Origin of the sequence: Priestia flexa NBRC 15715 (assembly GCF_001591565.1) — a bacterium.
Lineage (GTDB): Bacteria > Bacillota > Bacilli > Bacillales > Bacillaceae_H > Priestia > Priestia flexa.
In genome coordinates this window covers 17,501-42,914 of the sequence record NZ_BCVD01000018.1, presented here as the reverse complement: position 1 = coordinate 42,914, position 25,414 = coordinate 17,501, and the positions used below count along the sequence as shown (strand labels likewise).

The window sequence follows — 25,414 nt, the reverse complement described above, 5'->3', positions numbered from 1 at the left end:
AAACTCTTTGATTAATTGGAAAAAAGGGTAAAAAACACGTTATAATAAAAAGAGCCTTAAAATAGGAGTAGATAAAAACGATGAAAAAACAGGTTCTTGCATTCATAGGGTTAATAAGCTTTATTATGATTTTAATAGGGTGCTCAAGTCAGCAAAGTGAAGATAACAAAGGGTACGTAATCCAAGGTCGCATCATGGAAGTGAAAGAGGATGAAATTTTAGTTGCGAACGTCATTCCTAGGGACGTAGCGCTTAATTATACGACAAACGAAGTATTAGGTGATGATACCATTCAGCCTATTTACTTAAAGGTGCCTGATTCATCTGTTACCTACAAAAAAGGTCAACTAGTGAAAGCATGGTTAAAGAAAGGTGAAAGCGTCAAGTACACAGTCCCAGCAAAAGGGAATGCGGAAGAAATTCAAGTGATTAAAGAAGGTAATTAACAGCCAGGTAAAGTGGAAAGCACGTGATCCGCTTTGCCTGGCTGTTTTGTGAGAAGCTGGAAACAGAAGTGAGGATACCAAAAAGTGAATTGACATAAAAGGAAATTATCACTATAATAGTTTTAGTTCATATAATTTGTATACTAATTATTTTTATGGAAATTAACATGATAATTGTTTAAAGGAAAGGAAGGAATGAAATGAGTAAGTCAAAGCTATGGACGAAAGATTTTGTAGCCGTCTCGATGACGAGCTTTTTTATTTTTGTTGTTTTTTATATGATGACAGTTACGCTTCCTTTATATGCTACAGACATTTTACAAGCAGATAAAGGCAGTTTAGGACTTATTGTTACAGTGTTTTTAATTTCAGCTATTATTTTTCGCCCGCTCTCTGGAAAATGGATGATTACCTTTGGTCAAAAGAGAATTCTAGTCATTGGAGCGGTGCTTTTTTTAATTGGTTCGGTTTTATATAGTCAAATCAATTCACTTTCAAGTTTGCTGCTGCTTCGCGTATTGCACGGAATTGGGTTCGGAATGGCAACAACAGCTACTGGGGGAATTGTAGCAAACGTTATTCCTGATGATCGTCGTGGAGAAGGAATGGGCTACTTTGCTACATTTATGAACCTAGCGATGGTAATTGGACCGTTTATGGGATTAACACTAATCGAAGTATCTGGGCATTCAGCCGTTTTTACAGTAGCAATTGTAGCATCAGTGTTAGGGTTATTATGTAGCTTGGTACTAAAAGTTCCAACGCTAAAAATAGTGAAAAACTCTACAGAAGTGAAGGCATCTTTCCTAGCAAGCCTATTTGAATTCAAAGCACTTCCGATTGCATTAGCTGGCTTTGTGCTTTCATTTGCGTACGCAAGCATTATTTCGTTTGTGTCTGTCTTTGCTAACGAGATGAACTTCACAAGCGTAGCAAGCTATTTCTTTGTTGTGTATGCGGTTTGTTTATTATTGTCTCGTCCATTTACAGGAAAATGGTTTGACCGCTATGGTGAGAACTTCGTTGTTTATCCAGCCATTCTACTGTTTACAATCGGTGTATTTCTTATCAGTCAAGCGTCTTCAGGGACGACTTTCCTACTAGCTGGTGGCTTGATTGGAATTGGGTTTGGAACGTTAACATCAAGCTTACAATCTATTGCAATAAAAGTATCACCACCGCAGCGTCGTGGAGTTGCCACAGCTACGTTCTTTGTTTTATTTGATTCAGGATTGGGAGTGGGATCCTCTGTATTAGCGGTTGTCTCTGGTTCAATTGGTTATCAAGGAATGTACGGTGTGTGTGCTATTATTGGTGTGATGGCACTTGTAGTTTATTATGCTCTGCACGGTCGCTATTCGAAAGTTACCTCTAGGGTAGCGTTGGAAAAACAGATAGTAAATAAATAAAAAATTGGTGAAAAAGCTTAAAAAAGCACAGTGAAGAAATTATTCGCTGTGCTTTTCTTTCGTTTCCTTACCCTTGTAAAATTATATATAGCACATTGACGCGTAATAAATAGTGTTCAAATTATTTACTTTGAGATAAAATGATTTACAAATATAAATGTAACTTTTATAATTAAATTAACTTACAAAAAGTAACCAAATGGAATGTAAAGCATCCAAATTGGAAGGATGACATTAATTAGTTTAAAATAAGAATGTAATGTGATTGTCAGGAGGAACCAATATGTTAAATGAAAAAGTGATAGATGCACTAAAAGATAAAGTAAATGTCATTAATAATCAAGATCATTATATATACGTTGTAGGACCAATTCGTTTACCGGTTAACTTAGAAGGAGAAACTAAAATCTTTCAATGGTATTCTTGGTTACGTTCGGATGATGTGGAACAAGGAGAACTTAGCTTAGAAGAGCTAGTTGAACAGATGAATTCTGCTAATTTAGCTGATTTACAGCAGTCTAGCGTACTTGTATATGGAGACTTTAAAGAAGCGGATCAAGCATTAATTCGCATGCACAGTATTTGTCATACAGGTGATATTTTTGGAAGCAAGCGTTGCGACTGCGGATTCCAGTTGAAACAATCCATGAAGATGATTACAGAAAACGGAGCGGGTGCCTTATTTTATTTAGCAAATCATGAAGGAAGAGGAATTGGCTTATTTAGTAAAGCCATGGCTTACGTGCTTCAAGAAAATGGGTTTGATACGGTTGAAGCGAACGAAGAGTTAGGGTTCGCTGATGATACTCGTCAATATAAAGAAGCAATCAGCGTGCTAAAGCAGATTCGTAGAAAGCCGGTTATTTTAATTACAAATAACCCAAAAAAGCTTACGGCATTAGAAGAGAACGGTGCTTCATTATCTGGCCGTATTCCACTTTGGGGAGACGTATCAGAGTTTAATGAAAAATATCTTCAAACAAAAGTGCAGCGCTCCGGTCACTTAGGTGAGGAGGTACTGGTTTGATTAGTCACGAATTTTACATGAACATTGCAATTCAAAATGCAAAGGCTACAAAAGGGCAAACGGACCCTAATCCACTTGTTGGATGCGTGATTGTAAATGATAACCGCATTGTAGGAATTGGTACGCATTTAAAAGCGGGGGGTCCTCATGCTGAAATTCATGCTTTAAATATGGCCGGTGAGTTAGCAAAGGGAAGCACGGCATATGTTACGTTAGAACCGTGTTCCCACCATGGTCGCACCGGTCCTTGCGCAGAAGCGCTTGTTCGAGCAGAAGTGTCAAAAGTCGTCATTGCTACGCTTGACCCAAACCCACTTGTGGCAGGACGAGGAGTAAGTATTTTAAAGAATGCGGGCATTGAAGTTGAAGTGGGGATATGTGAAGAAGCATCTCGTCAAATGAACGAGGTGTTTAATCACTTCATTACGGTAAAAAAGCCGTTTGTTATTTTAAAATCTGCCATTACGCTAGATGGCAAAATTGCAACGGCGTCTTCTCACAGCAAATGGATTACGTCAGAAGATGCTAGAAAAGATGTTCATCAACTTCGTCACGAAACAGGTGCAATTCTAGTCGGGGTTCAAACAGTTATTGAAGATAATCCATCATTAACAACTCGTCTTGAAGGTGGTCGCAATCCAATTCGCATCGTGTTGGATTCAAAGCTAAGAACGCCGCTGGACGCAAAAGTAGTGACGGATAAACAAGCGCCAACGTGGATTTTTACAACGAGTAATTATGATGATAGAAAAAGAAAATCTCTTGAAGAACAAGGTGTAAAAGTCTTTGTCACAAGCGGTGAAAAGCATGTGAACTTATCTCAAATGCTTGAAATAGTGGGTGAGCATTCGGTTTCTTCTCTTTTAATTGAAGGTGGAGGACAAGTGAACGCATCCTTTATTGAACAACAGCTAATTAATAAGCTCGAGCTTTACGTGGCACCAAAGATTGCTGGAGGTGAAGATGCCCCTACTTTTGTGGAAGGAAAGGGTGCTGAGAAAATGTCAGACGCACTAGAGTTTGAGCATGTTACCGTAACACAACTGGGCAGAGATTATAAATTTAGCGCGTATCCAATCTATGAATAAAAGCTGGCTCTTATAACCTGCATCTTAGCTGTTAGGCGTATTCTAACAGCTAAGATGCAGGTTTTTTATGTATGGTTTCGACAGTCAGTAGCTTATTTTGTGAAATTTGCGAAACTTATATTGTGTTTTATCGTTTATTTTGATACAAGGACCTATAAACGTCTTGGAAAGCGGATTTTATGTCTTTAGATAAAGGAATTTGCTTAAGAAAAAGAGAAACACATACTATTGGTTGAAATTTTATATAAGGGTGAGGAATGAGATGAGAGAGTACAGAATTGGGCGTGTCATGAGAGAACTTCGAAAAATGGCGGAGCTAACTCAACAAGAATTAGCAAAAGATATTTGTACCCAAGCGCAGATTAGCAAAATTGAAAATGGTGAAGAGTATCCTTCTAGCATTACGCTGTATAAGCTATCAAAGCGTTTGGGCGTAGATGTAAACTATTTTTTTGATACAGTTGAGTCTCCCCGATTAGATTATGTGGATGCAGTAAAATCACTTATCCGTCAATATATTCGCCAAAGAGACTATGAGGCGATTGACCATATTATAAAGAAGGAAAAAGAAAGTCCATTGTTTCAACCAACGCTAAATAAGCAGTTTTTAACGTGGCATGAAGGAATTTGTACGTATTACTTGCATAAGCAAAAAGAGAAAGCATTCAGTCTTTTATACGAAGCGATTGACTATACCAAGCAGTCGAAGACGTTTTATAAAGAAAAAGAAATTGAGATTTTAAACAGCGTAGCTATCATTTATCATGAAGAAAAAGAATATGAAAATGCAGAAGAACTATATAGACAAGCGCTAAAGCATATAACGGCACTTCCACAAATTCGTCAAGAGATGCTGAAGGTTCGTATTTTATATGGATTATCGAAAACATTAGCTGATATGAAACAGTACGAAGAGTCGATTACCTACAGCAGTAGAGGAATCGATCTTTGCATAACCAATGAGTCCATGTATTTATTTGGTGAACTTCACTACCAAACTGGTGAAAACTTAATAAAGCTTGGAAGAGTTAAGCAAGGGAAAGAATACTTAGAGAAATCCGTCCATATCTTCCAGTTACAAAGGAATGAAAAGTTCACGGAGTTAGTGAAAAGTGAAATTAATGAACTTTTCGTATGAAAAAACAAAAATATTCCTATTATTATAATTATTGAGAAAATAAGGCGAATTAGAAGAATAAGCCCGTTTAAACAGGTATATTCGCCCATATCATCAAATTCACGAAAAAAAATCTTATGCTACACTAACATTAATCACAATAAGGGGAGGAAATATCTATGAAAAAATTATTAGTAGGATTAACATTAGCATTTACATTGGTGGCAGGTGTAGCATCAGTTGGTGCAGTAACTCAGGAAAGTCAAGTAACAACTTTAGGGTTACCGAACCAACATTGATTATAACGATTTTCTCAATATCACAATAATAAGTCCGCTGTAGAGCTTTTTTCAGTAGACCCCCTCTATGAAATAAATGTATGAATTAAGCCCAACCTGTTCTTGGTTGGGCTTGTTTTTTGTTGTTCTCGTTAATTAAGGTGAAGTCTATAAAAGTTAAAATGAAATAACTGAAATGGCCATGACTATCATCATGGCCATTTCGGTTATTTCATTTTACGCATAATCACAAATTCATTTTCGTTTAACATCAAATCGTTTGATACGTGCTTATTTGTCCATAAATCAATGCTGTCAGCAAATGAAGTAGGAAATTTAACCTTTAATGAACGGTTTGTTGGATTAATGATAATGAGTAGCTCTTCATCACCAAGCGTTTTGCGATAGCTTACAAGAGACTCATTTATAGCATGGAACGAGAATTCTCCCTTGGAGAAAGCTGGGCTTTGTTGACGAAGTGAAATAAGTTTTTGAACAAAATGAAATAATTCAAGGTCCTGTTTGTTTTCATCCCATTCCATACACTTACGGCATAAGGGGTCATCTCCACCTGTCATGCCAATTTCGTCACCGTAATAAATACAAGGTGTTCCAGTGAAGGAAAGTTGGAACAAATAAAGCAGCTTTAAACGATTTGTATCTTCTTCACATACGGTTAAAATTCGCGCTGTATCGTGGCTACCTAACAGGTTAAAAGCAACCTCGTTTACGTGCTGCGGATAAGATTGCAACACGTGAACCAGTTCGTTTTGGAATTGCTCTACGGTAGTTTGTTTTTTTGCAAAAAAGTCAATCGCTGCGTTTGTAAAGCGGTAATTCATCACAGCATCAAATTGATCTCCCTGCAGCCAAGGCATTGCATCATGCCAAATTTCACCTAGGATATATGCGTCCGGTTTAATTGCTTTTACTCGGTTGCGGAACAATCGCCAAAAATGGTGATCTACTTCATTCGCTACATCTAATCTCCATCCGTCAATATCAAATTCTCGAATCCAATACTCTGCTACTTCTAGTAAATAATTTTGCACATCTTTATTTTCTGTATTTAACTTTGGCATGGTTGGCTCAAAGGAAAACGTACGATAAGATAGCTGGTTTCCTGGATTAAGCGGGAATTTGGCAATGTGAAACCAATCCTTGTATTTCGAGCTTTCACCGTATTTAATAACGTCTTGAAACGGTTCAAAATAGTAGCCGCTATGATTGAAGACGGCGTCAAGCATGATTTTAATATCGCGTTTGTGACATTCGTCTACAAGTCGCTTAAATGTCTCTTTATCTCCAAAATGTGGATCAATTTCAAAATAATCAATTGTATCGTATTTATGGTTGGTCATTGCTTTAAAAATAGGTGTGAAATAAATGCCGTTAATTCCTAGTTCAATAAGGTGATCGAGATGATTAATGACCCCTTCAAAATCGCCACCAAAAAAGCTGCTTTGAGTAGGTGTTTCTCCCCATGATAAGGTGTTCGTTGGGTTTAACTTTGGATTTCCATTCCCAAAACGCTCAGGAAAAATTTGATACCAAACCGTGTCTTTTACCCATGAAGGAGGGGAGAAAACATCTATTTTATTTAAAAATGGAAAAGCAAAATAGTAGTGACAATGGGTAGGAACATCTTCAAAAAATCCTCTTTCCGTATACGTTAAAGATTCTTTTCCATCGTTGCAAATAAATCCGTATCGTAAGCGAGCATGTGGAGGACGAATGATAGCCTGCCAATAATCGAACAAGTCATCAGAACCTACAAGCTTCATAGAACTTGTTGAATAAATCCATTCACCGTTTTCCCATATGTAAGGGTCACCATGAATAAGAGTCACATCTTGGAGATCTCCTTTTTGAGCCTGCAATCGGATATGTAGAGTTTCTTCATCGTACGCATACGCAAAATTATTTTTCGGTCGATGATAAATAGAAGAACGAAGCATTAGAAACATCCTTTCAAATTTAATTTATTAATTTGTTTAATTAATATTGATTGAATCTTATATTATGAGTATTTTAATAATGTGTCAATAGAAAAACATAAGAGTTTTATTTTAAAAAAGATGGTGTAAGTGCTTACAATAATAGAAAACCGGATTATAATGATGAACCATAAATAAATTAATTAAAATAATTAATTAATTGTTGGGTAGGGGGTTTTATTATGAAGATAAAGAAAATCATTGCAGCTTTACCTCATGATCAAATTGGTCAGCTAGCACTAGAAGGTGTCATTGCACCCGTGACAGTAGAGTCATCAACTGTATCGGCATTTACAGAACAATCAATCCGAGCAGAATCTTATGCTGGGAAACTTTACGGACTACCAAAAGCTATTGAAACACCTATTTTTCTATATAATAAAGACCTTATGAAGAAGGCGCCCAAAACGATGAATGAACTTTACGAAATTTCAAAATCTAATCAAAACGCAGGGCAATACGGTTTCTTGGCTCCATGGGATAATTTTTATTTTGCCAATGCTGTATTGAGCGGTATGGGAAGCTATGTGTTTAAACAAGAGAAGCAATCGCTAGATCCAACTGATATTGGACTACATAGTGATGGGGCGATAGATGGGGTCAGCTATATCTCAAAATGGTACAACGAAAACTTGTTTCCAAAAGCTATTATTGGTGAAAATGGTGGCTCTACCTTAGAAGCGCTTTTTCAGAAGGGAAAGTGGCGCTATTATTTCAATGCGTGCATGGTATAATAAAAAATACCAGTAAATACAAAGATGTAATAGGAGATAGAGAGATATGGTATTAAAAGGTCAAAATACAGCGCGAACAAAACAGTTAAATCAGTCATTGGTACTCAGAGTTTTGCTGCAAAACGGACCGATGTCGAGACAGAAAATTGCTGAGATTACACAGCTAACACCAGCAACAATTACTTATATTACAGCTGAATTGATCCAGGAAGGCTTTATCATTGAGCGCGGAGATGTTCAAGAAGGAACAAAGCGAGTAGGGCGAAAATCCATCGCGTTGGATTTACAAGGCGATGCTTATTGGGCAGTTGGAGTTCACATTAGTATGGAGACAATCCGAGTGGGGTTAGTAAACCTAAAAGGAGAGACGCGTAATATTCAAGTGGTTCCTGTTCCAGCAGATTTTAACCTGGAAGAGTATTTAGAGTTTGTGGCACGTAGAATTAGTGAGTATATTAATGCGCAAGAAGTAGACGTAGCGAGCATCGGGATCGGCTCATTGGGAGCAGTTGATTTGAAAGAAGGTAAGCTTTTAGGAAACGATATAATTGGTTGGCCTGATGTGCCCATTGTGCAATATCTAAAGCAGAAGTTAAAGCTTCCTATTTATTTTGATAATAACGTAAGTGCCTTAACTTTAGCAGAAAAGATGTTTGGACAAGGAAAGCAAGTTGCTGATTTTATGTGTTTGTACCTTGGATATCGTATCGGAGCAAGCTTAGTGTTGAAAAGCGAATTATATCGCAGTGGGTTAACAGGAGCAGGTGAGTTCGGCCATATGACATACCTGCCAGATGGAAAGCCATGTTGGTGCGGAAGCAGCGGCTGTCTCAATCAATATGCATCAGAGCAAGCCATTGTAGAAGAACTACAGGCACAAGATATCCAAGAAGTGCTACAGCGAGTAGCCAATCAAGAAGGTAAAGCTAGGCGCGTTGTTGAAAAAGCAGCTGAGCGAATAGCGGTCGTTCTGGCTTCGTTTGTGAATATGGTTCACCTTAAAAAAATTGTTGTGTCTGGTCCATTAACCCTTGCTGGCGTTGATCTAACGTCAATTATTAAACAGGAAGTGAATGAGCGATCTTTCTTAGCTCGTAAGGAGGAAGTAGAAGTTATTTCATCCGAACTTGGAGAATATGTCGAGATTATTGGTGCCGGTAGCTTAGCGTTATGGTATAGCGTGTATCAAAAACAAGTATAAAGGGTGTGAAAAGCGCTCTTTTCTTTTAAATATATTATTTAATTTAATGAATTAATATAAAGAGTGAATTAGTTTGAGTGATCATTCAATTGTTGAAATTTCAAATTTTAAATCTATTCATTTGCAGAACGAACGTAATTGGTATGTTTATTTACCACCTAGCTATAAACAAGCACAAAATACCACGTATCCTGTGCTCTATATGCATGATGGTCAAAATATTTTTCATCCAGCCTTCAACCGCCAATTATGGAACGTTCATCATGTGGTAAATAGACTTGTTGAGCAGGGGAAAATGCAAGAAATTATTATTGTTGGAATTGAAAATATGAAAGAAGAGCGAGCGAATGAATATAGTGTGCAAGTCCCTCCAGCTCTTGCTTGCATTCAACCGAAAGGAGAATATCAAGTTGAGAATGAACGCATCGTTTCAATTGCGAAAGATGGAACGATTATCCCTAAGTCTGTGGGCAAAACCGTTGTTCAGTTTCAGAGTGAAGGAATAGTAAGCTCAAAAGAAATTGAAATCGTAGATTACCTATCTGATAGAGTGCCCGTTTCCATTCAAGTGAACAGCAAAGATGCATTGTTAGATGCATTAAGGATTTACGCCGATTTACCTCTTAAGAAGGTGGATTCTCACCATTTCTATAATCGGTTTATACTACCTATTGATACTGGATTGGGTTTTCGTCTTTACTTAGATGATGGCAAAGGAGAAGTTGACGATTATGGTGCTCCGATTCATCATTGTATAATGATTACACATCCACTTCATAAAAAGTTCACGGTAAAAAGGTGGTTGTAAAAAGCAAGGGTCCGTTTGGATCCTTGCTTTTTATGTCCTATTAATTTGTTTTGCTATTTTGATCTTTGTTACGCTTATTTCCTTTTGAATTATCTCCGCTCGTAATTTCTTCGCCCATTTCAACCATTTGATGCTGAGTTTTTGGGTTGCTTTGATTTGCACTACCTTTATTGTTTTTCTTTGTCATAATCATCATTCTCCTTTTAAAAAGTTGGTAACGAATCTAAGTTGTTTGTTTTATCATGGTCAGGTACGCTGCGAATATATGTATCGCCGTCTTTTCCAATAAACGTCGTAACGTGTTCAATTTCACCGGAGGCGACACGCTTCATGGCTTCCTCGTAGTTCAGTATCTGACCACTTTGTGTTTTAAATTCAGTTAAGTTTCCTTTATCATCTTTGCGAACGGCAACAAATTGATCCATGTTTTTCACCTTCTTAGTTATGATTATGAAGAAACCTACACATTTTTATCATGGCTAAACTGTAGAGTTTTATTCCTTTTAAAAGGTAAAGAAGCTTTTGTCACGAATAACATAACAATAAATTAAAGTAGGAGGTACATACATGACAACATTTAACTGGCATCAGGAAGCACATTCACAGTGGAATCAAAAAGTTTCATTCTGGAATCAAAAAAGTGAAAATATGTGGAAAAACGGGAGTAGAAAAGGAGTTATCCCTTTAGTTCAACAGCATGTTAAGAAAGATGGTACCGTCATAGATATTGGATGTGGAGATGGGTACGGAACGAGGCTGTTAGCACAAGCGGGGTACAAAGCACTTGGAGTCGATTTATCAACAGAGATGGTTGAAAAAGCAAAAGAATTGCATGAGCACGTTGCGACATTTAAAGCAGCAGACGTTATGGATCTTCCTTTTGATGATGATTTAGCAGATGCTGTAGTCGTCATTAATGTCCTCGAATGGACAGAACAGCCGTTAGTAGCATTAAATGAAATCAAACGAGTGGTGAAGTCTGGAGGTCATGCATGTGTAGGAATATTAGGACCAACAGCACAACCAAGGACCAATAGCTATCGTCGTCTGTACGGAGAGAACGTCATTTGTAATACGATGATGCCGTGGGAGTTTCAACAGCTTGCTTTTGAAAATGGTTGGGAGATTATAGATGGTGAAGGTGTATATAAAAAAGGAGTAAACCAAGAAACACTTGTACCATTGTCTTCTGAGTTGAAGCAGTCATTAAGCTTTTTATGGTTGTTTATATTGAAAAAAATGTAAAAAACACATAAACCAAATGTAGCTCAACATACCAATGAAGTAAGACTGTCAGATTAAAGAGGGATGAACGTGGAGCAAAAAAGACATGAACTCACGAAAGAAAGTCGACCTCATTTCCCGTTGCTTCCTTTTTAGATGATAATGGAGATCCCGTTGCAGCACTACCTACACCCGCAGCAGATAATGTATATAACGTTTATATCAACGGAGTACTCCAACAAGCAGGATTAAGCGTTATTACTCCTGCGCAGGTAACAATCAGTGCACCTGTACCCCTTGGTGTTCCAGTGGTATTAGAGCTTGATGATTTCGCAGACGTGACCTCAACGTCTACTTCCATCACAAACTTAGATGTTGATACAACCATTAGTACGTAAGGAATATGCAGTACACCAAAGAAGGAGTAACAAATGTTACTCCCTTTTTGATGTGTGTTCAACTATATAAAAGGAAAGAGTCAATCTCTGTATCTAATGCAAGCTTTTTTCTTTAAACTCGTGGATGACGTTCGTTATTAACAGAATATCTTTGTAAATCTCATCTCGAATGCTTGAATTTGAACAATTACGATAATCTGCCAGCAGCCGATTTAACTCATGATGAAATAGAAACGCTTCTTTTTTTGTAATCATTTTAAAAACTCCCTAACGTTTCAGTAAAGACTTCTGAGGTAGAATGAGGAGCTGATAAAACAGCTATACAGCTTATCATTAACAGATTCATTTAACATCATTCTGTTAAAAGTCTCTTTATATAGTATTTACTCTGTATTTACATAAATTAAACCTCGGGTTACGTTCCTTTTTTTAGAAAATAGTTGAAGTGGGTTTCTGTACGTGTCGCTATAAGCGAATGCAGCATAATTTAAATATAGGGAGGAGACAAGCGATATGAAAAAAATTTATCTTGATGCAGGACATGGTGGTCACGATTCAGGGGCCGTGTCAAGTGGGCTGCTTGAAAAAAATTTAGTATTAAAACTTCAGCAATACATGATTCAATTTTTTAATGATCAATATACGGGGTTTACCATTCGCACTACGCGTACAACGGATGTGTTTTTGTCACTAAGTGAAAGAGCAAGTCGGGCAAACGCATGGGGAGCAGACGCATTTATGTCTATTCACGTGAACGCTGGAGGTGGAACAGGATACGAAGATTATATTTATACGGGTCGAAGAGTTAGCTCTGTTTCGTTGCGAAATGCAGTACATGGTGAAGTAAAGAAAGTAATAGGCGGTTACAACCATCCAAACCGAGGGAAAAAAACAGCCTCTTATGCCGTGCTTCGTCGTACAAATATGCCGGCTGTTCTAACTGAAATTGCTTTTATTGACCGAGCTGCAGATGCGACTTTGCTTAAAAACGAATCGTTTTTACAGAATATAGCCTATGCCTATGCAAAAGGAATGGCAACTTTTTTAAGGTTGCCTGCAAAATCAGGGGCTACACCTACGCCAACACCAACACCAGTTTCAACGCCGCCAAAAGCACCTGCAAAACCGCAGCCAACACCACCAAAGCCTTCAGCTCCGCCACCTTCAACTTCGGGAGATACTGTTATTCGTACCATTCAACAAACGTTAAATTCTCGCTATAAAACAGGCATTGCTGTAGACGGCATTTATGGACCTAATACAAAAGCAGCGCTTATTAAAGGTCTACAGTCTGAGCTGAACACGCAGTTTAATGCTCGCTTAGCCGTAGATGGTATTTATGGGAGTAATACAAGGAATGCCGTTGTAAATATTGTACAAGGGGCTCGTGGAAATTTAACATGGATTGCACAAGCCGCTCTTTATATTTCTGGCCATAATCCAGGCACTATTGACGGCATTTTTGGCACCAACACGTTAAGTGCAGTAAAAGCATTTCAGCGTAGCAAAGGCCTTTCCGTAGATGGAATCATTGGTATAAATACGTGGCGTGCATTATTTTAAAGAAATAAGCGGACTCTAGAGAGAGTCCGCTTTGTTTGTGACCAGGTTCTTTCATTTCCACTCATAAGGCGTTTCTTGGTAAACATAATAGTTTAACCAGTTCATGAATAATAGATTTGCGTGCGAGCGCCACGTTTTGAGCGGAGCACGGGTTGGATCATCATTTGGAAAATAGTGCTCAGGCAACTTTGCATCCATTCCTTTTGTTTTGTCCCGCATAAACTCATCTTGTAGCGTCTGAACATCATATTCAGGATGACCTGTTACGAAAATGAACTTTTCATCCTTTGACATGACTAAGTAGACACCTGCTTCTTCTGAGTGTGATAGCAACGTTAGATCGGGGTGAGTTTTCACTTCATTTAAGTCCACATCTGTATTGCGTGAATGAGGGGAGAAAAAGAGATCATCAAACCCTCGCAGAAGCTTAATAGGCTCTTGAAGAGAAGTATGTGTGAACACACCTGTACATTTTTCGTCAAGCGGTCTTTTATCAATGTTAAAATGATGATATAACCCAGCTTGAGCTCCCCAACAGATATGCATCGTTGACGTAACGTTTGTTTTACACCAATCCATAATCTCAGTGAGCTCCGACCAGTAATTCACATCTTCAAATGGAATATGTTCAATTGGTGCACCGGTGATGATCATGCCATCAAACTTTTGGTGTTTAATTTGCTTAAAGGTTTTGTAAAACTGCTCCAAATGATTTTTACTCGTTGTCTTCGCTTCATGGGTTGCTGGGTGCAGAAGCGTAATATGTACCTGTAACGGTGAGTTACCCAGCAGACGAAGCAGCTGTGTTTCAGTTTTTTCTTTTTCAGGCATTAAATTTAAAATCGCAATATTTAAAGGGCGAATTTCTTGATTAAATGCCCGGACATCATCCATGATAAAAATACGTTCTTTTTCTAAAATTTCTTTTGCTGGTAGATCACGCGGGATGTTAATAGGCAATAAAACTTCCTCCTGTTTTTTCGTAATATAACGTGCAATCAATCACTATATATAGTGAGCGCACAGATTTTTTTATCTCTTGAATGGTTTTTTCAAAGACGATTTTCATTTCTATATACAATACACTATTATATGAATATACAGAATATTAATCAACTGAATTTTCGAAAAAGTAGAGTTTCTTATTCGTAATTTAAGCCAAAAATGATACAATATCAACAGTAAGTGCTAGATAATACTTAGATAAGACTAATATACATAAATAAGGTTCTTTTAATGGTAAAAAGAGCGTGCATTCATTTGTATGAAAAAGGAGAAGGATAACATGACAACCAAGAAACAAGTGAAAAGTGATTTACAAATCGCTCAAGAAGCAAAGATGAAACCGATTAAGGATATTGCAGCTCAGCTAAGTGTTTTAGAAGAGGAGCTCGAGCCATACGGCCATTATAAAGGAAAGCTTTCATTGGACATTATGGAACGCTTAAAAGACCAAAAGGATGGCAAGGTTATTTTGGTGACGGCCATTAATCCGACCCCTGCGGGTGAAGGGAAGTCTACGGTAACTGTAGGACTGGCACAAGCCCTTCAACAGCTGAATGAAAAAGCAATTATCGCCATGCGTGAGCCTTCTTTAGGTCCAGTCATGGGAATTAAAGGAGGAGCAGCTGGAGGTGGCTATGCTCAGGTTGTGCCGATGGAGGACATCAACCTTCATTTTACGGGAGACCTTCATGCCATTACAACAGCAAACAATGCGCTATCAGCTATTATTGACAATCATATTCACCAAGGTAACGAGCTAGGAATTGATACGCGTAAAGTAACATGGAAGCGCGTCGTTGATTTAAATGATCGTGCACTTCGTCAAGTAGTAGTCGGGCTTGGTGGTCCAGTTCAAGGTGTACCAAGAGAAGATGGCTTCGATATTACAGTAGCATCAGAAATTATGGCCATTTTTTGTTTGGCAACAAGCGTTCAAGATTTGAAAAAACGATTAGCTCGCATTGTAGTTGGTTATACATATCAAAATGAGCCAGTAACGGTCGCTGATTTAAACTCGGAAGGAGCACTGACCCTTCTCTTAAAAGATGCGATTAAGCCTAATCTCGTCCAGACGTTAGAGCATACGCCAGCTCTTATTCATGGCGGTCCATTTGCTAATATTGCCCATGGGTGCAACAGCGTGATTGCAACGAAGATGGCGGCTAAATTAGGTGACTATGTTGTGACAGAAGCAGGATTTGGAGCTGATTTAGGAGCAGAAAAGTTCTTAAATATTAAAGCACGAATGGCAGATATTAAGCCTGAAGCCGTTGTGCTTGTTGCAACCGTCCGCGCATTGAAAATGCACGGAGGCGTTCCAAAAACTGAGTTAAGTAAGGAAAATATTGAAGCGCTACAAGAAGGCATGAAGAATTTAGAAAAGCATATTGAAACAATTCGCGCATTTGGAGTTCCGTGCGTCGTGGCAGTGAATCGTTTCGTTACGGATAGTACAGGAGAAATTGAAACGATTATGAGCTGGTGTGAAGAAAACAGCGTAAAAGTAGCCCTCACAGAAGTGTGGGAAAAAGGTGGAGCTGGCGGTATTGATTTAGCAAAAGAACTTCTCCAAATCATGAAAACAGAAGAGTCAAACTTTGCACCGATTTATGATTTATCAGCGACAGTTGAAGAAAAAGTAGAAACGATTGCAAAAGTAGTGTACGGAGCGAGTGGCGTAGATTTCTCTCCAAAAGCCCACAAGCAAATCGCCCAGTTTGAACAATACGGATGGTCGTACTTACCGATTTGTATGGCGAAAACACAGTATTCACTAAGTGATGATCAAGAACTATTAGGAAGACCTGAAAACTTCCGCATCACAATTCGTGAGTTTAAGCCATCGATCGGTGCGGGTTTTCTAGTTGCTTTAACAGGTTCAATTATGACGATGCCTGGCCTCCCGAAAAGACCAGCAGCGCTAAATATGGACGTCGACGAGAACGGACAAGCAGTAGGAATCTTTTAATAGGAAAAGGCGATGGGTGCATCGTCTTTTTCTTATTTTTTCCAAAGAGCGTATGTTATCACAGGAAATGGTTAGAACAAGTAAAGGATAAATTATTTTATTGTAAAGAAAGTAGTGGAACGATGTTTGATCCAATTGTATTTGATAATTTAAAAGTGGTTGTGGAAGGGGAAATATACGACTTAGATTTATCGGGGCAAGTATCGGTTGTAAATCGTGAAGACTTAATGGACTTAGCTCGGTTTACGAGGACGTATCGTATTTCATTTCAGCAGCATTCGTGCTGTACGGCAACCTTGGCTCTTTCAACGGATTTAGATAGCATCCATGCTGAGTTAACTCCGTCTCGTCAGGAAAAGCCAGGCTGTACGGTATTTATTGCTTTTTATATTAAGCAAGCTGTTGCTTATACGATTGAAGACTGCAATGAAATTCGCACGCTGTGTGAAAGAGTTTGGGGAGAGAATCGCGTAATTGAACAACGAGTGATTCATGAAGTTGACACTGACGAATATGAAAATGAAGTAAAAGTGATGTTTAACCGCTTTATTTATGAAGACCAAGTGGCCGATTTAATTGAGATGATTGACTATATGCTCCAAACAATGGACCAGTTGAAAAATTATTATGACCAGCAAGCACATGATAAGCGCTTATAAATTGTTGAAACGACATCTCATACATTACAATAAAGGTATGAACGATACTTTACTAAATGGAGGTCGAATGCATGTCAGTTTATAAGTATTCTGCAAAAACGATTAAAGGTGAACAAGTGTCGCTTTCCCAATACGAAGATAAAGTTTTGGTCATTGTTAATACAGCAAGTAAGTGTGGATTTACTCCGCAATATAAAGAGCTTCAAGCACTTTATGAAGAGATGAAGGACCAAGGTGTAGAGATTCTTGGATTCCCTTGTAACCAGTTTGGTGGTCAAGAGCCGGGTAGCGCAGGTGATATTGAACAGTTTTGTGAACTTAATTACGGAGTATCTTTTCCGATGTTTGATAAAGTGGACGTGAAAGGCGAACATGCACACCCTCTATTTACATACTTAGCTGAAGAGGCGCCCGGTGTGTTTGGATCTAAAACAATTAAATGGAACTTCACTAAATTTCTTGTGAACCGTCAAGGAGAAGTAATTAAGCGCTATGCGCCACAAACTTCACCAAAAGATATAAAGAAAGACATTGAAGAATTAATATAAGGCAAAGCAGGTGAGCGTAGTGTTCATCTGCTTTTTTGTTACTCAAACACCCTGAGCTTCTTTGTGGTAAAATGAATTGAATAAATGCGTTTCATAAGGAGGCTAAGATGAAGCGAACGATAAAAGAAGCAGAAGCATTTGTGAAAGAGAAGCTCGCACATGACACTACGGGCCACGACTGGCAGCATATTAATCGCGTGCGCAATTTAGCTATGATTCTATGTGAAAAAGAAGGTGGAAATAAACAGGTAGTCGAACTGGCTGCTTTATTTCATGATGTTGTAGATGATAAACTAGTGGTTGATGTTAATAAAGCTTACAAAGAAGTAGAAGAGTGGCTGATTGTTCACGGGATTAGCGAAAAGGATTGTCATCATATTATACATATTTTAAAAACAGTGTCTTTTAAAGGTGGAAACCGTCCGGACATGACGACGTTAGAAGGAGAAGTTGTGCAAGATGCGGATCGTTTGGATGCAATTGGAGCAGTGGGTATCGCGCGAACATTTATGTATGCAGGAGCTAAAGGAACACCTTTATACAATCCTTCAATTGAGATTCGAGACGTGATGTCGGAACAAGAATATCGAAATGGAAAGTCAACGGCTGTTGCCCATTTTTATGAAAAGCTACTGAAGTTGTACGAAGGAATGAATACATACACAGCTAAAGCAATTGCAAAGGAACGTCATGACTATATGCTTGGCTTTTTAGCACAATTTAAGAAAGAGTGGAATTATAACAATGAAAATGATTACGATTGAAGAATTAACAAAAACGTATGGGGAAAAGAACTTATTTAATCATTTAACCTTTACCATTACTGAAAATGAACGAATTGGCTTAATTGGTGTCAACGGTACAGGAAAGTCAACATTGCTAAAAATTATTGCAGGACTGGAAATAGCCGATGGTGGCGAAGTCATGCACGCGAAGGATTACCGCATTACGTATATGCCTCAACACCCGGATTTTAATCCTGAACTTACGGTGCTAGAGCAGGTCTTCAGCGGTGATACGCCGCTTCTTCAGTTATTAAAGCAATATGAGCTTGCGCTGTACGAGCTCCAGCAAGATGCTTCGAGTGAAAAAGCGCAGCAGAATTTATATGATCTTCAGCAAAAGATGGATGCAATGAACGCATGGGAAGCGAACTCTAGTGCCCAAGCCGTTCTAACGAAGCTTGGTATTACCAATATGCAAGAGAAAATTGGGGCATTATCTGGTGGTCAGAAAAAACGTGTTTCCATTGCTCAAAGCTTAATTCAAACGCCGGATCTTTTAATTTTAGATGAACCGACAAACCACTTGGACTATGAAACGGTAAAATGGCTAGAAGAATATTTAGCGAAGTATCAAGGTGCCGTTTTACTCGTAACGCATGATCGTTACTTCTTAGACGCCGTTACGAATCGCATCTTTGAATTAGATGGTGGTAATTTATACAGCTACAAAGGAAATTATGGAGCGTTTTTGGAAGGGAAAGCACTTCGTGAAGAGCAAGAAAAAGCAACGCAATCCAAGTTAAGTAATTTATACCGTAATGAATTAGCTTGGATTCGACGTGGTGCCAAGGCGCGAACAACGAAGCAAAAGGCGCGCATTCAACGATTTGAAGAACTTGAAGGAAAAGTAGGAAGTACTGAAAAAGAGGGACTGGATATAAGTTTAGCAGGCAGTCGTTTAGGGAAAAAAGTTGTTGAACTAAAAGAAGTGTCAAAAGCATTTGAAGGTAAGATGCTCTTGAACGATTTCACTCACATTGTGAAAAAAGGAGATCGGATTGGGATTGTCGGTAAAAATGGAAGCGGGAAGTCAACGCTTTTAAACATGCTTGCTGGTCGTATTGGACCTGATAGCGGAGAGGTTGATCGTGGGCAAACTGTTAAAATTGCGTACTATACGCAAGAAAGTGACGATATGGACTTAAATAAACGAATGCTAGATTATATCAAAGAGTCAGCTGAAATCGTCCAAACGACGGATGGAAAAGTAATTTCAGCTTCGCAAATGCTTGAACGTTTTTTATTTCCTTCTCATACACACGGAACGCCTATTCGAAAGCTTTCAGGTGGAGAACGTCGTCGCCTTTATTTATTGAAGCTTTTAATGACCTCACCGAACGTGTTGCTGTTAGATGAGCCAACCAATGATTTAGATACACAAACGTTAACGGTTCTAGAAGATTATCTAGAGGAATTTCCAGGCGTTGTTATTACTGTTTCACATGATCGCTATTTCTTAGATAAAGTCGCTGACTACTTGTTGGTCTTTGAAGGAGACGGCGTCATTTCAACCTATTACGGTGCTTATACGGATCAGCTGGAAGAAGCAAGACGTCAAAAGCAAAAACAAGTGCAAGAGACCAAAGTGAAAGAAGAAAAGCCTAGAGTACAAGAAAAGCAGAAAAAGCGTCGCTTATCATATAAAGAGCAAAAAGAATGGGATGAAATTGAAGATAAAATTGCAGCCAAAGAAGAGGAGATTGAACGCTTAACAGCTGAAATTGAACGAGCTGGAAGTGATTACTCCAAAGCCCATACCTTATCGATGGAACAAGAGCAAGCAAACGATGATTTAAATGAGCTGCTAGAACGCTGGACGGAGCTTTCGGAACTAATTGAAGAAATTGAAAATGCGTAAAAAAGCAGGTGATTAGACCCTCTGTTTTTGAGCATGTTACAATGTAAAAAAATGAAATTGAGGAGTATGAGTGTATGAAGATTAAATCTATTGAACCCACACCAAGTCCGAATACAATGAAGATCAATTTAAATGAAGTGTTGCCTGGAGGAAAAAGCAACAACTACCATAAAGATAATAGTCATGAAGCCCCAGCGGTTATTCAAGAAATCATGAAGGTTGAAGGCGTAAAAGGCGTATATCACGTCGCTGATTTTTTGGCAGTTGAGCGTAATGCAAAATATGATTGGAAACAAATTTTACCTCAGGTTCGCGCAGCTTTTGGAGAAGACATACAGGATGAGACTGAAAACCAGCAGATTAATGAGCACTACGGGGAAGTGAGCGTAGCTGTTCAACTGTTTAAAAATGTCCCTATGCAAGTAAAGTTAACGGATGGAACAGAAGAGAAGCGATTTGGGCTTCCAGATCGTTTTGCAAAAGCGGTTGCTGAAGTTCAGCAATTTGCATCAAACGTTGTATTGGAGCGTAAATGGAAAGAGCAAGGAGTTCGCTACGGTGAACTAGAAGCAATTGGAGAAGATGTTGTAGAGGAATTATCAGCAGCTTATCCTGAGGAGCGTTTGAATCGACTTGTCCAACTTGCAAAGCAAGAGGAAAGTGGAGAGCAAGTTGTAAAGCCACGCGAAGCATATAAAGTAACAGAAGAAATGTTAGATGAGGAAGATTGGACAGTTCGTTATGCTCATTTAGAGCAAATGAATCCAACAGAAGAGGATTTACCCGTTTTGAACAAAGCGCTTGATGATGAAAAAGCATCCATCCGCCGCTTAGCAACGGTCTATCTTGGAATGATTGAATCGAAAGAAGTCCTTCCATTCTTATATAAAGCTTTAAAAGATAAATCTGTAACGGTTCGTCGTACTGCAGGAGACTGTATGTCAGATTTAGGGTTTGAAGAAGGGATTGCGGCGATGTGTGAAGCGCTACAAGATAAAAGTAAGCTTGTGCGCTGGAGAGCAGCAATGTTTTTATACGAAGTAGGAGACGAAACAGCTTTGTCAGCCTTAAAAGCAGCGGAAAACGATCCAGAGTTTGAGGTTGATTTACAAATTAAACTAGCAATTGAACGAATTGCAGGCGGAGAAGAAGCAAAAGGATCCGTTTGGAAACAAATGACGGAAAGTCGTAAAGGGTAAGAGAAAAAAGAGCATTCAGATGAATGCTCTTTTTTTATGTGTGAAAAGGAAACTGCAATGGTTTCATTGTATTATTAATCGTCATAGATTGATAATGATTAGAATGTAAATAGGTTAATATAGTCGGCAAAGACTGTGCCGTAAAAGGCTTATCGTGAAATAAGATAACCGGTGTTTGTTCGCTTGCATTCACGTGTTCAATGTGTGGCTCAATGGATTGAATGATTTTTGGCGCAGAGCGTAGCGCCCAATCCTCACTGTCAATATTCCAGTCCCACAGCTGGTAACGAGAAGTCAGCTGTGTTCTATGCGGTTCCTTTAAGTACGGCACGCTACCAAAAGGTACGCGGATGAGCTTGCTATCAACGCCAGTCACGTCCTTAAGAGCTTTTAAGCACGTTGTCATTTCGTTTAAAGCAGCGCCATCTTGCCCGTACATCTGATGAATATCATGTGAAACTCCATGACATCCGACGCTATGCCCTTCAGCAACAATGCGCTTAGCGATGTCAGGATATCGGTCAATTTGATTCTTTAATAAAAAGAACGTTGCTTTGACGTTGTAGTCTCTTAGAGTATCTAAGATTTTTGGAGTATCATTGTTAGGTCCGTCATCAAACGTAATAAAAATTGGTTTAGTAAGCGGTTCGTTGCGATCGTTTAGCGTATTTGCTAAATACGCGCTGTGATGTAATGTGTTTAACGTCTTGCCTGCATAGTTTACACCGTTTTCTTTTTGTGGCATTGGTGTGTAAGCCAAGGGTTCTTTTGCTGCTGCACTCATTGTTTGTGCATTCGTATACTTGCCAATTGCCACCAATAAAAGAAAAATGAGTAGTACTAAGCTAATTCCAATGTAAAATTGTTTTGATTTCTGTAAAGCCGGTTTCAATTGAAAAAAATCCTTTCTATGTATAAACTTCTACCTATAACTATAGTATAAAAAATGGAAGAATAATAGTAAAATACGGCAAAAATTGAACGAATTTTAGTAATTGCTGTTTCTTCTCAATTTATGTGGTACTGAACCGAGCTCTAGCTAGATTTTTCCTGGCATTTGTAGTATGATGTGTGGATGAATCATTGTAAGGAGGAAGATTACGATGTCAATGGCATATGAAGAATATATGCGTCAGCTTGTTAAGCCGATGCGTGAAGAGTTAACTCGTGCTGGGTATAAAGAGCTTACAACAGAAGAAGCGGTAACAGAATTTATGGAAAATGCAGAGGGTACAACGTTTGTTGTTGTGAATTCCGTATGCGGATGCGCTGCTGGGTTAGCTCGCCCTGCGGCAACACAAGCATTTTTACATGCTGAAAATAAACCGAATCAAGCGGTTACTGTATTTGCTGGCCAAGACAAAGAAGCAACAGCAAAGATGAGAGAATATTTTGGTGATATTGAACCATCTTCTCCATCAATGGCTCTATTAAAAGGAAAAGAAGTTGTTCACTTCATTCCACGTCACGAAATTGAAGGTCAATCATTAGAAGCCATTTTTGAAAATGTTTTAGACGGTTTTAACAAGCACTGCTAATTTATAGCGTGCTACGAAGTAGGTGAATAATGTAAGACGCGAAAAGGATGTCTTCAGGCATCCTTTTTCTTCTGCGCAAATAATGTAGCTTAGGTGGAAAGGAGTAAAATCAATGATTGTAACGACAGCTGGGAGAACGGATGAAGAGATGATTAGATTTGCTAAAAGCGTAGCAAATGATTTGCACATTCCATACGTTGCTCGAGCAAAAACATCTGTGAAAACGTTGCAGAAAAAAGAAAAATCAGATCTTTTAGTTGTTGGAAAAGAGAGAATGGAACTACATATCCAAGAAGCAGAAGAACCATTTTTCTTTCATCCAAACTCAGCGATGTTTCGGGCAAAGCGGTTATTAAAAGGTGAACAAGACCCGTTTATTCAAGCCGCAAAATTAACAACTGGTATGAGCGTATTAGACTGCACGCTAGGACTTGCTTCCGATAGTATTATTGCCAGCCTTGCCGTCGGAGAAAGAGGGCTAGTAAAGGGATTAGAAGGAAATCGTTTTATGGCGTATTTATTAAAGCAAGGCTTAAAAACGTGGAAAAGTGGTATTCGTGAAATAGATGAAGCGATGAACAGAATCTCTGTCGTGCACCAAACATTCGAAACATATCTTCATTGCTGTGAAGATAATTCATTTGATATTGTCTATTTTGATCCCATGTTTGAAGCAAACCTTGCTGACTCTAACGGAATTCAAGGGTTAAAGCAACTTGCTTTATACACACCGCTAACGGAGCAAGTTATGACGCAGGCAAAGCGAGTTGCAAGGGAGCGTGTTGTGCTTAAAGATCATTACAAAAGCACGCGTTTTCATGAGCATCAATTTCATGTGTATAAGCGTAAAACCGCCGCTTTTCATTACGGTGTTATTGAGATAAAGGAAGGTAGATAAAATAAAAATATGGTTTATATTCACTATAAAAGAGGTAGAGGGAAACTAAAAGCAGTATAAAAAAATTTTTTAACTATATTTTTTAAGTAAGAAAAAAGTTTTAAAAAAAAGGTGAAAAAAATTGAAATATGATACAATACACACTATATTAAAAATAGTTGAATGAAAGAAGAATTGAAAGGATCGATAAAGATGCCTAGATGGTTGAAAAGAATGCTCGTTGTATTAATTACGGTATTTACATTTGGGCTTGTCACGCCACCTGAGTATTTATACGTTGATGACGCGAAAGCCGACAAGCAGCATAAATCAGGCTATATACGTGATGTTGTGCCTTCCACAACCACGTTTGAAGATGCTGAGCTTCCCTCTATCCACTTTAAGTTTGAAGATGTTGATTCATTTGTTGCATATGCAATGGACCAAGCAGAGAAACAGTCCGTTGAAAAGTTTGGAACGAAAATTGGCCCTGTTATTGAAGAGGAGTTTCGAGGGGCTGTCCTACCAGAGATTGAAAAAGTCCTTACTGATATTGGCACAGAAAGAGAACAAGATATTACAAACCTAGAGATAAGTGAGCATCCAGCTTCGGGTTACGGAGAGAAAATTTTTCACGTTTATGACCTGCAGTCTGGGCAAGATTTAATTCGCTTTCATGTGCGGCGAGAGAACCCTCCAAAAGATGGGTATTGGTTTAACTTCCATTATCATAAAGCAGAAGATAATTTTCAAAAACACTATACGTTAGGGAAAATTTATTGGAACCGTAATATGCCTCCAAAATGGATGTCGTAATCAGGTTCAGTGACTAAAACTAGATTTTGATAAATCTAGTTTTTTTATTTATCTCTGCTGATAGGTTGTATGAGAAGAGTAGATGCCAAGATTTGCTTGGGAGTCTCCCTAGCTTTATGTGATAGCATAAAGCTAGGGGAGGAACAGCAGGTGAAAAAGAGAATCTTATTTGTTTGCATGTTATTGCTTGGCATGGGTCCAGCAATAACGTATTCTTCGTTTGAAAGAAATTATACGCTATTAAAAAATGTGGATATTGGAATGGAAACAAGCAACCAATCATACATTTCTCGCTATCTAAATGAAATAGTTTACATCCCAAAAGACAACTATAACGAACAAGAAGTAATGACTAGCTTGCACTATATTAGTCGCATACCGTCCCCGCTCTTAAAAGAAATGGCTCAAAAAGAAATTAATATAAAGTTGTTTAATGGCCAGCTAACCGATGAGCCAGGTTTTTTATTTTTAAAAGGAAAAGTACCAAGAGGCTATGAGCTTTCGAGTAAAGTGTGGGACGACGTCCCTGGGGCGGGAGGTTCAAAAACGGTTTACGTAAAAATTGGTCACAGCAAAAAAGGGCAAGGGCACGGTTCGGTCAATCTAGAGCTTCACGAGATTGCTCACACGGTTGATCGTCATATTTTACACAACCTCCGTCATAAAGAGAAATTTTTAACGGTTTGGAACGAAGAGAAACAAATATTATTTCCAAATCAACATTACTTTTTAAACTACCCAGAAGAATACTTTGCTGAAGTATTTGCAATGTATTATGCAAATTCGTTTACGCGTACTTATTTGAAAGAAAATGCTCCGAAAACAGCTCGTTACTTAGAAGAAGTGATTGGTGGACGGAACTTTTAAGGT

At 38.4% G+C, this 25,414-nt stretch carries 26 protein-coding genes and 1 pseudogene; 21 read left to right on the top strand and 6 right to left on the bottom strand.

The annotated features are described in order from the left end of the window. Nucleotides 1–80 precede the first annotated feature (80 nt). The 5 genes from BFL01S_RS05105 (at nucleotide 81) to BFL01S_RS05085 (ending at nucleotide 5,108) form a co-directional block, all read left to right on the top strand. Nucleotides 81–446 (top strand): DUF3221 domain-containing protein, encoded by a 366-nt coding sequence (locus BFL01S_RS05105; protein ID WP_025907672.1) that lies wholly within the window; start codon nucleotides 81–83, stop codon nucleotides 444–446. Nucleotides 447–646: 200 nt separating this feature from the next. Next, entirely contained in the window at nucleotides 647–1,855 is a 1,209-nt protein-coding gene (locus tag BFL01S_RS05100) for an MFS transporter (protein WP_061785051.1), read from the top strand. A 283-nt stretch (nucleotides 1,856–2,138) separates the two neighbouring features. Then, nucleotides 2,139–2,882: a GTP cyclohydrolase II gene (locus BFL01S_RS05095; protein ID WP_061785050.1), complete on the top strand. Its 744-nt coding sequence runs from the start codon at nucleotides 2,139–2,141 to the stop codon at nucleotides 2,880–2,882. Then, nucleotides 2,879–3,970, top strand: coding sequence for a bifunctional diaminohydroxyphosphoribosylaminopyrimidine deaminase/5-amino-6-(5-phosphoribosylamino)uracil reductase RibD (ribD, locus tag BFL01S_RS05090; protein ID WP_025907675.1), 1,092 nt, complete (start codon nucleotides 2,879–2,881; stop codon nucleotides 3,968–3,970). The genes BFL01S_RS05095 and ribD overlap by 4 nt, the downstream gene beginning before the upstream one ends. 262 nt (nucleotides 3,971–4,232) lie before the next feature. Continuing rightward, the gene (locus BFL01S_RS05085; protein WP_061785049.1) at nucleotides 4,233–5,108 is read left to right on the top strand and encodes a helix-turn-helix domain-containing protein; all 876 of its coding nucleotides are present in this window, start codon (nucleotides 4,233–4,235) and stop codon (nucleotides 5,106–5,108) included. A gap of 484 nt (nucleotides 5,109–5,592) precedes the next feature. Here BFL01S_RS05085 and BFL01S_RS05080 read toward each other — a convergent pair whose 3' ends face one another. Continuing rightward, nucleotides 5,593–7,323, bottom strand: a complete 1,731-nt coding sequence (locus tag BFL01S_RS05080; protein WP_061785048.1) for a glycoside hydrolase family 13 protein — start codon at nucleotides 7,321–7,323, stop codon at nucleotides 5,593–5,595. 221 nt (nucleotides 7,324–7,544) lie between these two features. Between BFL01S_RS05080 and BFL01S_RS05075 the strand changes: the two genes are divergently transcribed. The 3 genes from BFL01S_RS05075 (at nucleotide 7,545) to BFL01S_RS05065 (ending at nucleotide 10,105) form a co-directional block, all read left to right on the top strand. After that, entirely contained in the window at nucleotides 7,545–8,096 is a 552-nt protein-coding gene (locus BFL01S_RS05075; protein WP_061785047.1) for an extracellular solute-binding protein, read from the top strand. A gap of 46 nt (nucleotides 8,097–8,142) precedes the next feature. After that, on the top strand, nucleotides 8,143–9,297 hold the full coding sequence (locus BFL01S_RS05070; RefSeq protein WP_025907679.1) for an ROK family transcriptional regulator: 1,155 nt from the start codon (nucleotides 8,143–8,145) through the stop codon (nucleotides 9,295–9,297). Nucleotides 9,298–9,370: 73 nt separating this feature from the next. After that, nucleotides 9,371–10,105 (top strand): alpha/beta hydrolase-fold protein, encoded by a 735-nt coding sequence (locus BFL01S_RS05065; RefSeq protein WP_061785046.1) that lies wholly within the window; start codon nucleotides 9,371–9,373, stop codon nucleotides 10,103–10,105. Nucleotides 10,106–10,145: 40 nt separating this feature from the next. Here the strand turns inward: BFL01S_RS05065 and BFL01S_RS20645 are convergent, their stop codons facing one another. Together BFL01S_RS20645 and BFL01S_RS05060 are read right to left on the bottom strand one after the other, a co-directional pair. After that, nucleotides 10,146–10,292, bottom strand: coding sequence for a hypothetical protein (locus BFL01S_RS20645; protein ID WP_167556148.1), 147 nt, complete (start codon nucleotides 10,290–10,292; stop codon nucleotides 10,146–10,148). A gap of 16 nt (nucleotides 10,293–10,308) precedes the next feature. Further along, entirely contained in the window at nucleotides 10,309–10,530 is a 222-nt protein-coding gene (locus BFL01S_RS05060) for a DUF3892 domain-containing protein (protein ID WP_061785045.1), read from the bottom strand. 142 nt (nucleotides 10,531–10,672) lie between these two features. Here BFL01S_RS05060 and BFL01S_RS05055 point away from each other — a divergent pair, with 142 nt between their 5' ends. Continuing rightward, nucleotides 10,673–11,350 (top strand): class I SAM-dependent methyltransferase, encoded by a 678-nt coding sequence (locus BFL01S_RS05055; protein ID WP_061785044.1) that lies wholly within the window; start codon nucleotides 10,673–10,675, stop codon nucleotides 11,348–11,350. 179 nt (nucleotides 11,351–11,529) lie between these two features. Then, nucleotides 11,530–11,727: pseudogene (locus BFL01S_RS21365) on the top strand (DUF4183 domain-containing protein); the annotation flags it as partial. Between the two features lie 93 nt (nucleotides 11,728–11,820). Here the strand turns inward: BFL01S_RS21365 and BFL01S_RS20640 are convergent. Further along, nucleotides 11,821–11,982 (bottom strand): hypothetical protein, encoded by a 162-nt coding sequence (locus tag BFL01S_RS20640; RefSeq protein ID WP_169799841.1) that lies wholly within the window; start codon nucleotides 11,980–11,982, stop codon nucleotides 11,821–11,823. 258 nt (nucleotides 11,983–12,240) lie between these two features. Between BFL01S_RS20640 and BFL01S_RS05050 the strand changes: the two genes are divergently transcribed. Continuing rightward, on the top strand, nucleotides 12,241–13,290 hold the full coding sequence (locus BFL01S_RS05050; RefSeq protein WP_061785043.1) for an N-acetylmuramoyl-L-alanine amidase: 1,050 nt from the start codon (nucleotides 12,241–12,243) through the stop codon (nucleotides 13,288–13,290). Between the two features lie 51 nt (nucleotides 13,291–13,341). Here BFL01S_RS05050 and metA read toward each other — a convergent pair whose 3' ends face one another. Further along, nucleotides 13,342–14,250 (bottom strand): homoserine O-acetyltransferase MetA, encoded by a 909-nt coding sequence (gene metA, locus BFL01S_RS05045; protein ID WP_061785042.1) that lies wholly within the window; start codon nucleotides 14,248–14,250, stop codon nucleotides 13,342–13,344. 325 nt (nucleotides 14,251–14,575) lie between these two features. Between metA and BFL01S_RS05040 the strand changes: the two genes are divergently transcribed. The 6 genes from BFL01S_RS05040 (at nucleotide 14,576) to BFL01S_RS05015 (ending at nucleotide 21,313) form a co-directional block, all read left to right on the top strand. Beyond that, a complete protein-coding gene (locus BFL01S_RS05040; protein WP_025907687.1) occupies nucleotides 14,576–16,264 on the top strand; it encodes a formate--tetrahydrofolate ligase in 1,689 nt (562 codons plus the stop codon). A 122-nt stretch (nucleotides 16,265–16,386) separates the two neighbouring features. Then, the gene (locus BFL01S_RS05035; protein WP_061785041.1) at nucleotides 16,387–16,923 is read left to right on the top strand and encodes a hypothetical protein; all 537 of its coding nucleotides are present in this window, start codon (nucleotides 16,387–16,389) and stop codon (nucleotides 16,921–16,923) included. A 71-nt stretch (nucleotides 16,924–16,994) separates the two neighbouring features. After that, a complete protein-coding gene (locus tag BFL01S_RS05030; RefSeq protein WP_025907689.1) occupies nucleotides 16,995–17,471 on the top strand; it encodes a glutathione peroxidase in 477 nt (158 codons plus the stop codon). 107 nt (nucleotides 17,472–17,578) lie between these two features. Then, entirely contained in the window at nucleotides 17,579–18,235 is a 657-nt protein-coding gene (locus tag BFL01S_RS05025; protein WP_061785040.1) for an HD domain-containing protein, read from the top strand. Then, complete coding sequence (locus BFL01S_RS05020) at nucleotides 18,216–20,114, top strand: ABC-F family ATP-binding cassette domain-containing protein (RefSeq protein WP_025907691.1); 1,899 nt, start codon at nucleotides 18,216–18,218, stop codon at nucleotides 20,112–20,114. The genes BFL01S_RS05025 and BFL01S_RS05020 overlap by 20 nt, the downstream gene beginning before the upstream one ends. Nucleotides 20,115–20,188: 74 nt before the next feature. Then, the gene (locus BFL01S_RS05015) at nucleotides 20,189–21,313 is read left to right on the top strand and encodes a conserved virulence factor C family protein (protein WP_025907692.1); all 1,125 of its coding nucleotides are present in this window, start codon (nucleotides 20,189–20,191) and stop codon (nucleotides 21,311–21,313) included. 34 nt (nucleotides 21,314–21,347) lie between these two features. Here BFL01S_RS05015 and BFL01S_RS05010 read toward each other — a convergent pair whose 3' ends face one another. Next, nucleotides 21,348–22,205: a polysaccharide deacetylase family protein gene (locus BFL01S_RS05010; protein ID WP_035319866.1), complete on the bottom strand. Its 858-nt coding sequence runs from the start codon at nucleotides 22,203–22,205 to the stop codon at nucleotides 21,348–21,350. A 211-nt stretch (nucleotides 22,206–22,416) separates the two neighbouring features. On the opposite strand from BFL01S_RS05010, the gene BFL01S_RS05005 reads away from it, so the two are divergent. The 4 genes from BFL01S_RS05005 to BFL01S_RS04990 all read left to right on the top strand — a co-directional run bounded on the left by BFL01S_RS05005 (nucleotide 22,417) and on the right by BFL01S_RS04990 (nucleotide 25,411). Continuing rightward, nucleotides 22,417–22,851 carry a BrxA/BrxB family bacilliredoxin gene (locus tag BFL01S_RS05005; protein WP_061785039.1) on the top strand — a complete coding sequence of 145 codons (435 nt, stop codon included), beginning with the start codon at nucleotides 22,417–22,419 and terminating at the stop codon, nucleotides 22,849–22,851. A 112-nt stretch (nucleotides 22,852–22,963) separates the two neighbouring features. Continuing rightward, entirely contained in the window at nucleotides 22,964–23,749 is a 786-nt protein-coding gene (locus BFL01S_RS05000; RefSeq protein ID WP_061785038.1) for a class I SAM-dependent methyltransferase, read from the top strand. A 192-nt stretch (nucleotides 23,750–23,941) separates the two neighbouring features. Continuing rightward, nucleotides 23,942–24,544, top strand: a complete 603-nt coding sequence (locus tag BFL01S_RS04995) for a YpjP family protein (RefSeq protein WP_025907695.1) — start codon at nucleotides 23,942–23,944, stop codon at nucleotides 24,542–24,544. Between the two features lie 150 nt (nucleotides 24,545–24,694). Further along, nucleotides 24,695–25,411, top strand: coding sequence for an anthrax toxin lethal factor-related metalloendopeptidase (locus BFL01S_RS04990; RefSeq protein ID WP_025907696.1), 717 nt, complete (start codon nucleotides 24,695–24,697; stop codon nucleotides 25,409–25,411). Nucleotides 25,412–25,414 lie beyond the last annotated feature (3 nt).

Bases quoted from the DNA above. Each gene is read 5' to 3' on its own strand.
- BFL01S_RS05105 (WP_025907672.1), top strand. From the start codon at position 81: ATGAAAAAACAGGTTCTTGCATTCATAGGGTTAATAAGCTTTATTATG.
- BFL01S_RS05100 (WP_061785051.1), top strand. From the start codon at position 647: ATGAGTAAGTCAAAGCTATGGACGAAAGATTTTGTAGCCGTCTCGATG.
- BFL01S_RS05095 (WP_061785050.1), top strand. From the start codon at position 2,139: ATGTTAAATGAAAAAGTGATAGATGCACTAAAAGATAAAGTAAATGTC.
- BFL01S_RS05085 (WP_061785049.1), top strand. From the start codon at position 4,233: ATGAGAGAGTACAGAATTGGGCGTGTCATGAGAGAACTTCGAAAAATG.
- BFL01S_RS05080 (WP_061785048.1), bottom strand. From the start codon at position 7,323: ATGCTTCGTTCTTCTATTTATCATCGACCGAAAAATAATTTTGCGTAT.
- BFL01S_RS05075 (WP_061785047.1), top strand. From the start codon at position 7,545: ATGAAGATAAAGAAAATCATTGCAGCTTTACCTCATGATCAAATTGGT.
- BFL01S_RS05070 (WP_025907679.1), top strand. From the start codon at position 8,143: ATGGTATTAAAAGGTCAAAATACAGCGCGAACAAAACAGTTAAATCAG.
- BFL01S_RS20645 (WP_167556148.1), bottom strand. From the start codon at position 10,292: ATGACAAAGAAAAACAATAAAGGTAGTGCAAATCAAAGCAACCCAAAA.
- BFL01S_RS05060 (WP_061785045.1), bottom strand. From the start codon at position 10,530: ATGGATCAATTTGTTGCCGTTCGCAAAGATGATAAAGGAAACTTAACT.
- BFL01S_RS05055 (WP_061785044.1), top strand. From the start codon at position 10,673: ATGACAACATTTAACTGGCATCAGGAAGCACATTCACAGTGGAATCAA.
- BFL01S_RS20640 (WP_169799841.1), bottom strand. From the start codon at position 11,982: ATGATTACAAAAAAAGAAGCGTTTCTATTTCATCATGAGTTAAATCGG.
- BFL01S_RS05050 (WP_061785043.1), top strand. From the start codon at position 12,241: ATGAAAAAAATTTATCTTGATGCAGGACATGGTGGTCACGATTCAGGG.
- BFL01S_RS05040 (WP_025907687.1), top strand. From the start codon at position 14,576: ATGACAACCAAGAAACAAGTGAAAAGTGATTTACAAATCGCTCAAGAA.
- BFL01S_RS05035 (WP_061785041.1), top strand. From the start codon at position 16,387: ATGTTTGATCCAATTGTATTTGATAATTTAAAAGTGGTTGTGGAAGGG.
- BFL01S_RS05030 (WP_025907689.1), top strand. From the start codon at position 16,995: ATGTCAGTTTATAAGTATTCTGCAAAAACGATTAAAGGTGAACAAGTG.
- BFL01S_RS05025 (WP_061785040.1), top strand. From the start codon at position 17,579: ATGAAGCGAACGATAAAAGAAGCAGAAGCATTTGTGAAAGAGAAGCTC.
- BFL01S_RS05020 (WP_025907691.1), top strand. From the start codon at position 18,216: ATGAAAATGATTACGATTGAAGAATTAACAAAAACGTATGGGGAAAAG.
- BFL01S_RS05015 (WP_025907692.1), top strand. From the start codon at position 20,189: ATGAAGATTAAATCTATTGAACCCACACCAAGTCCGAATACAATGAAG.
- BFL01S_RS05005 (WP_061785039.1), top strand. From the start codon at position 22,417: ATGTCAATGGCATATGAAGAATATATGCGTCAGCTTGTTAAGCCGATG.
- BFL01S_RS05000 (WP_061785038.1), top strand. From the start codon at position 22,964: ATGATTGTAACGACAGCTGGGAGAACGGATGAAGAGATGATTAGATTT.
- BFL01S_RS04995 (WP_025907695.1), top strand. From the start codon at position 23,942: ATGCCTAGATGGTTGAAAAGAATGCTCGTTGTATTAATTACGGTATTT.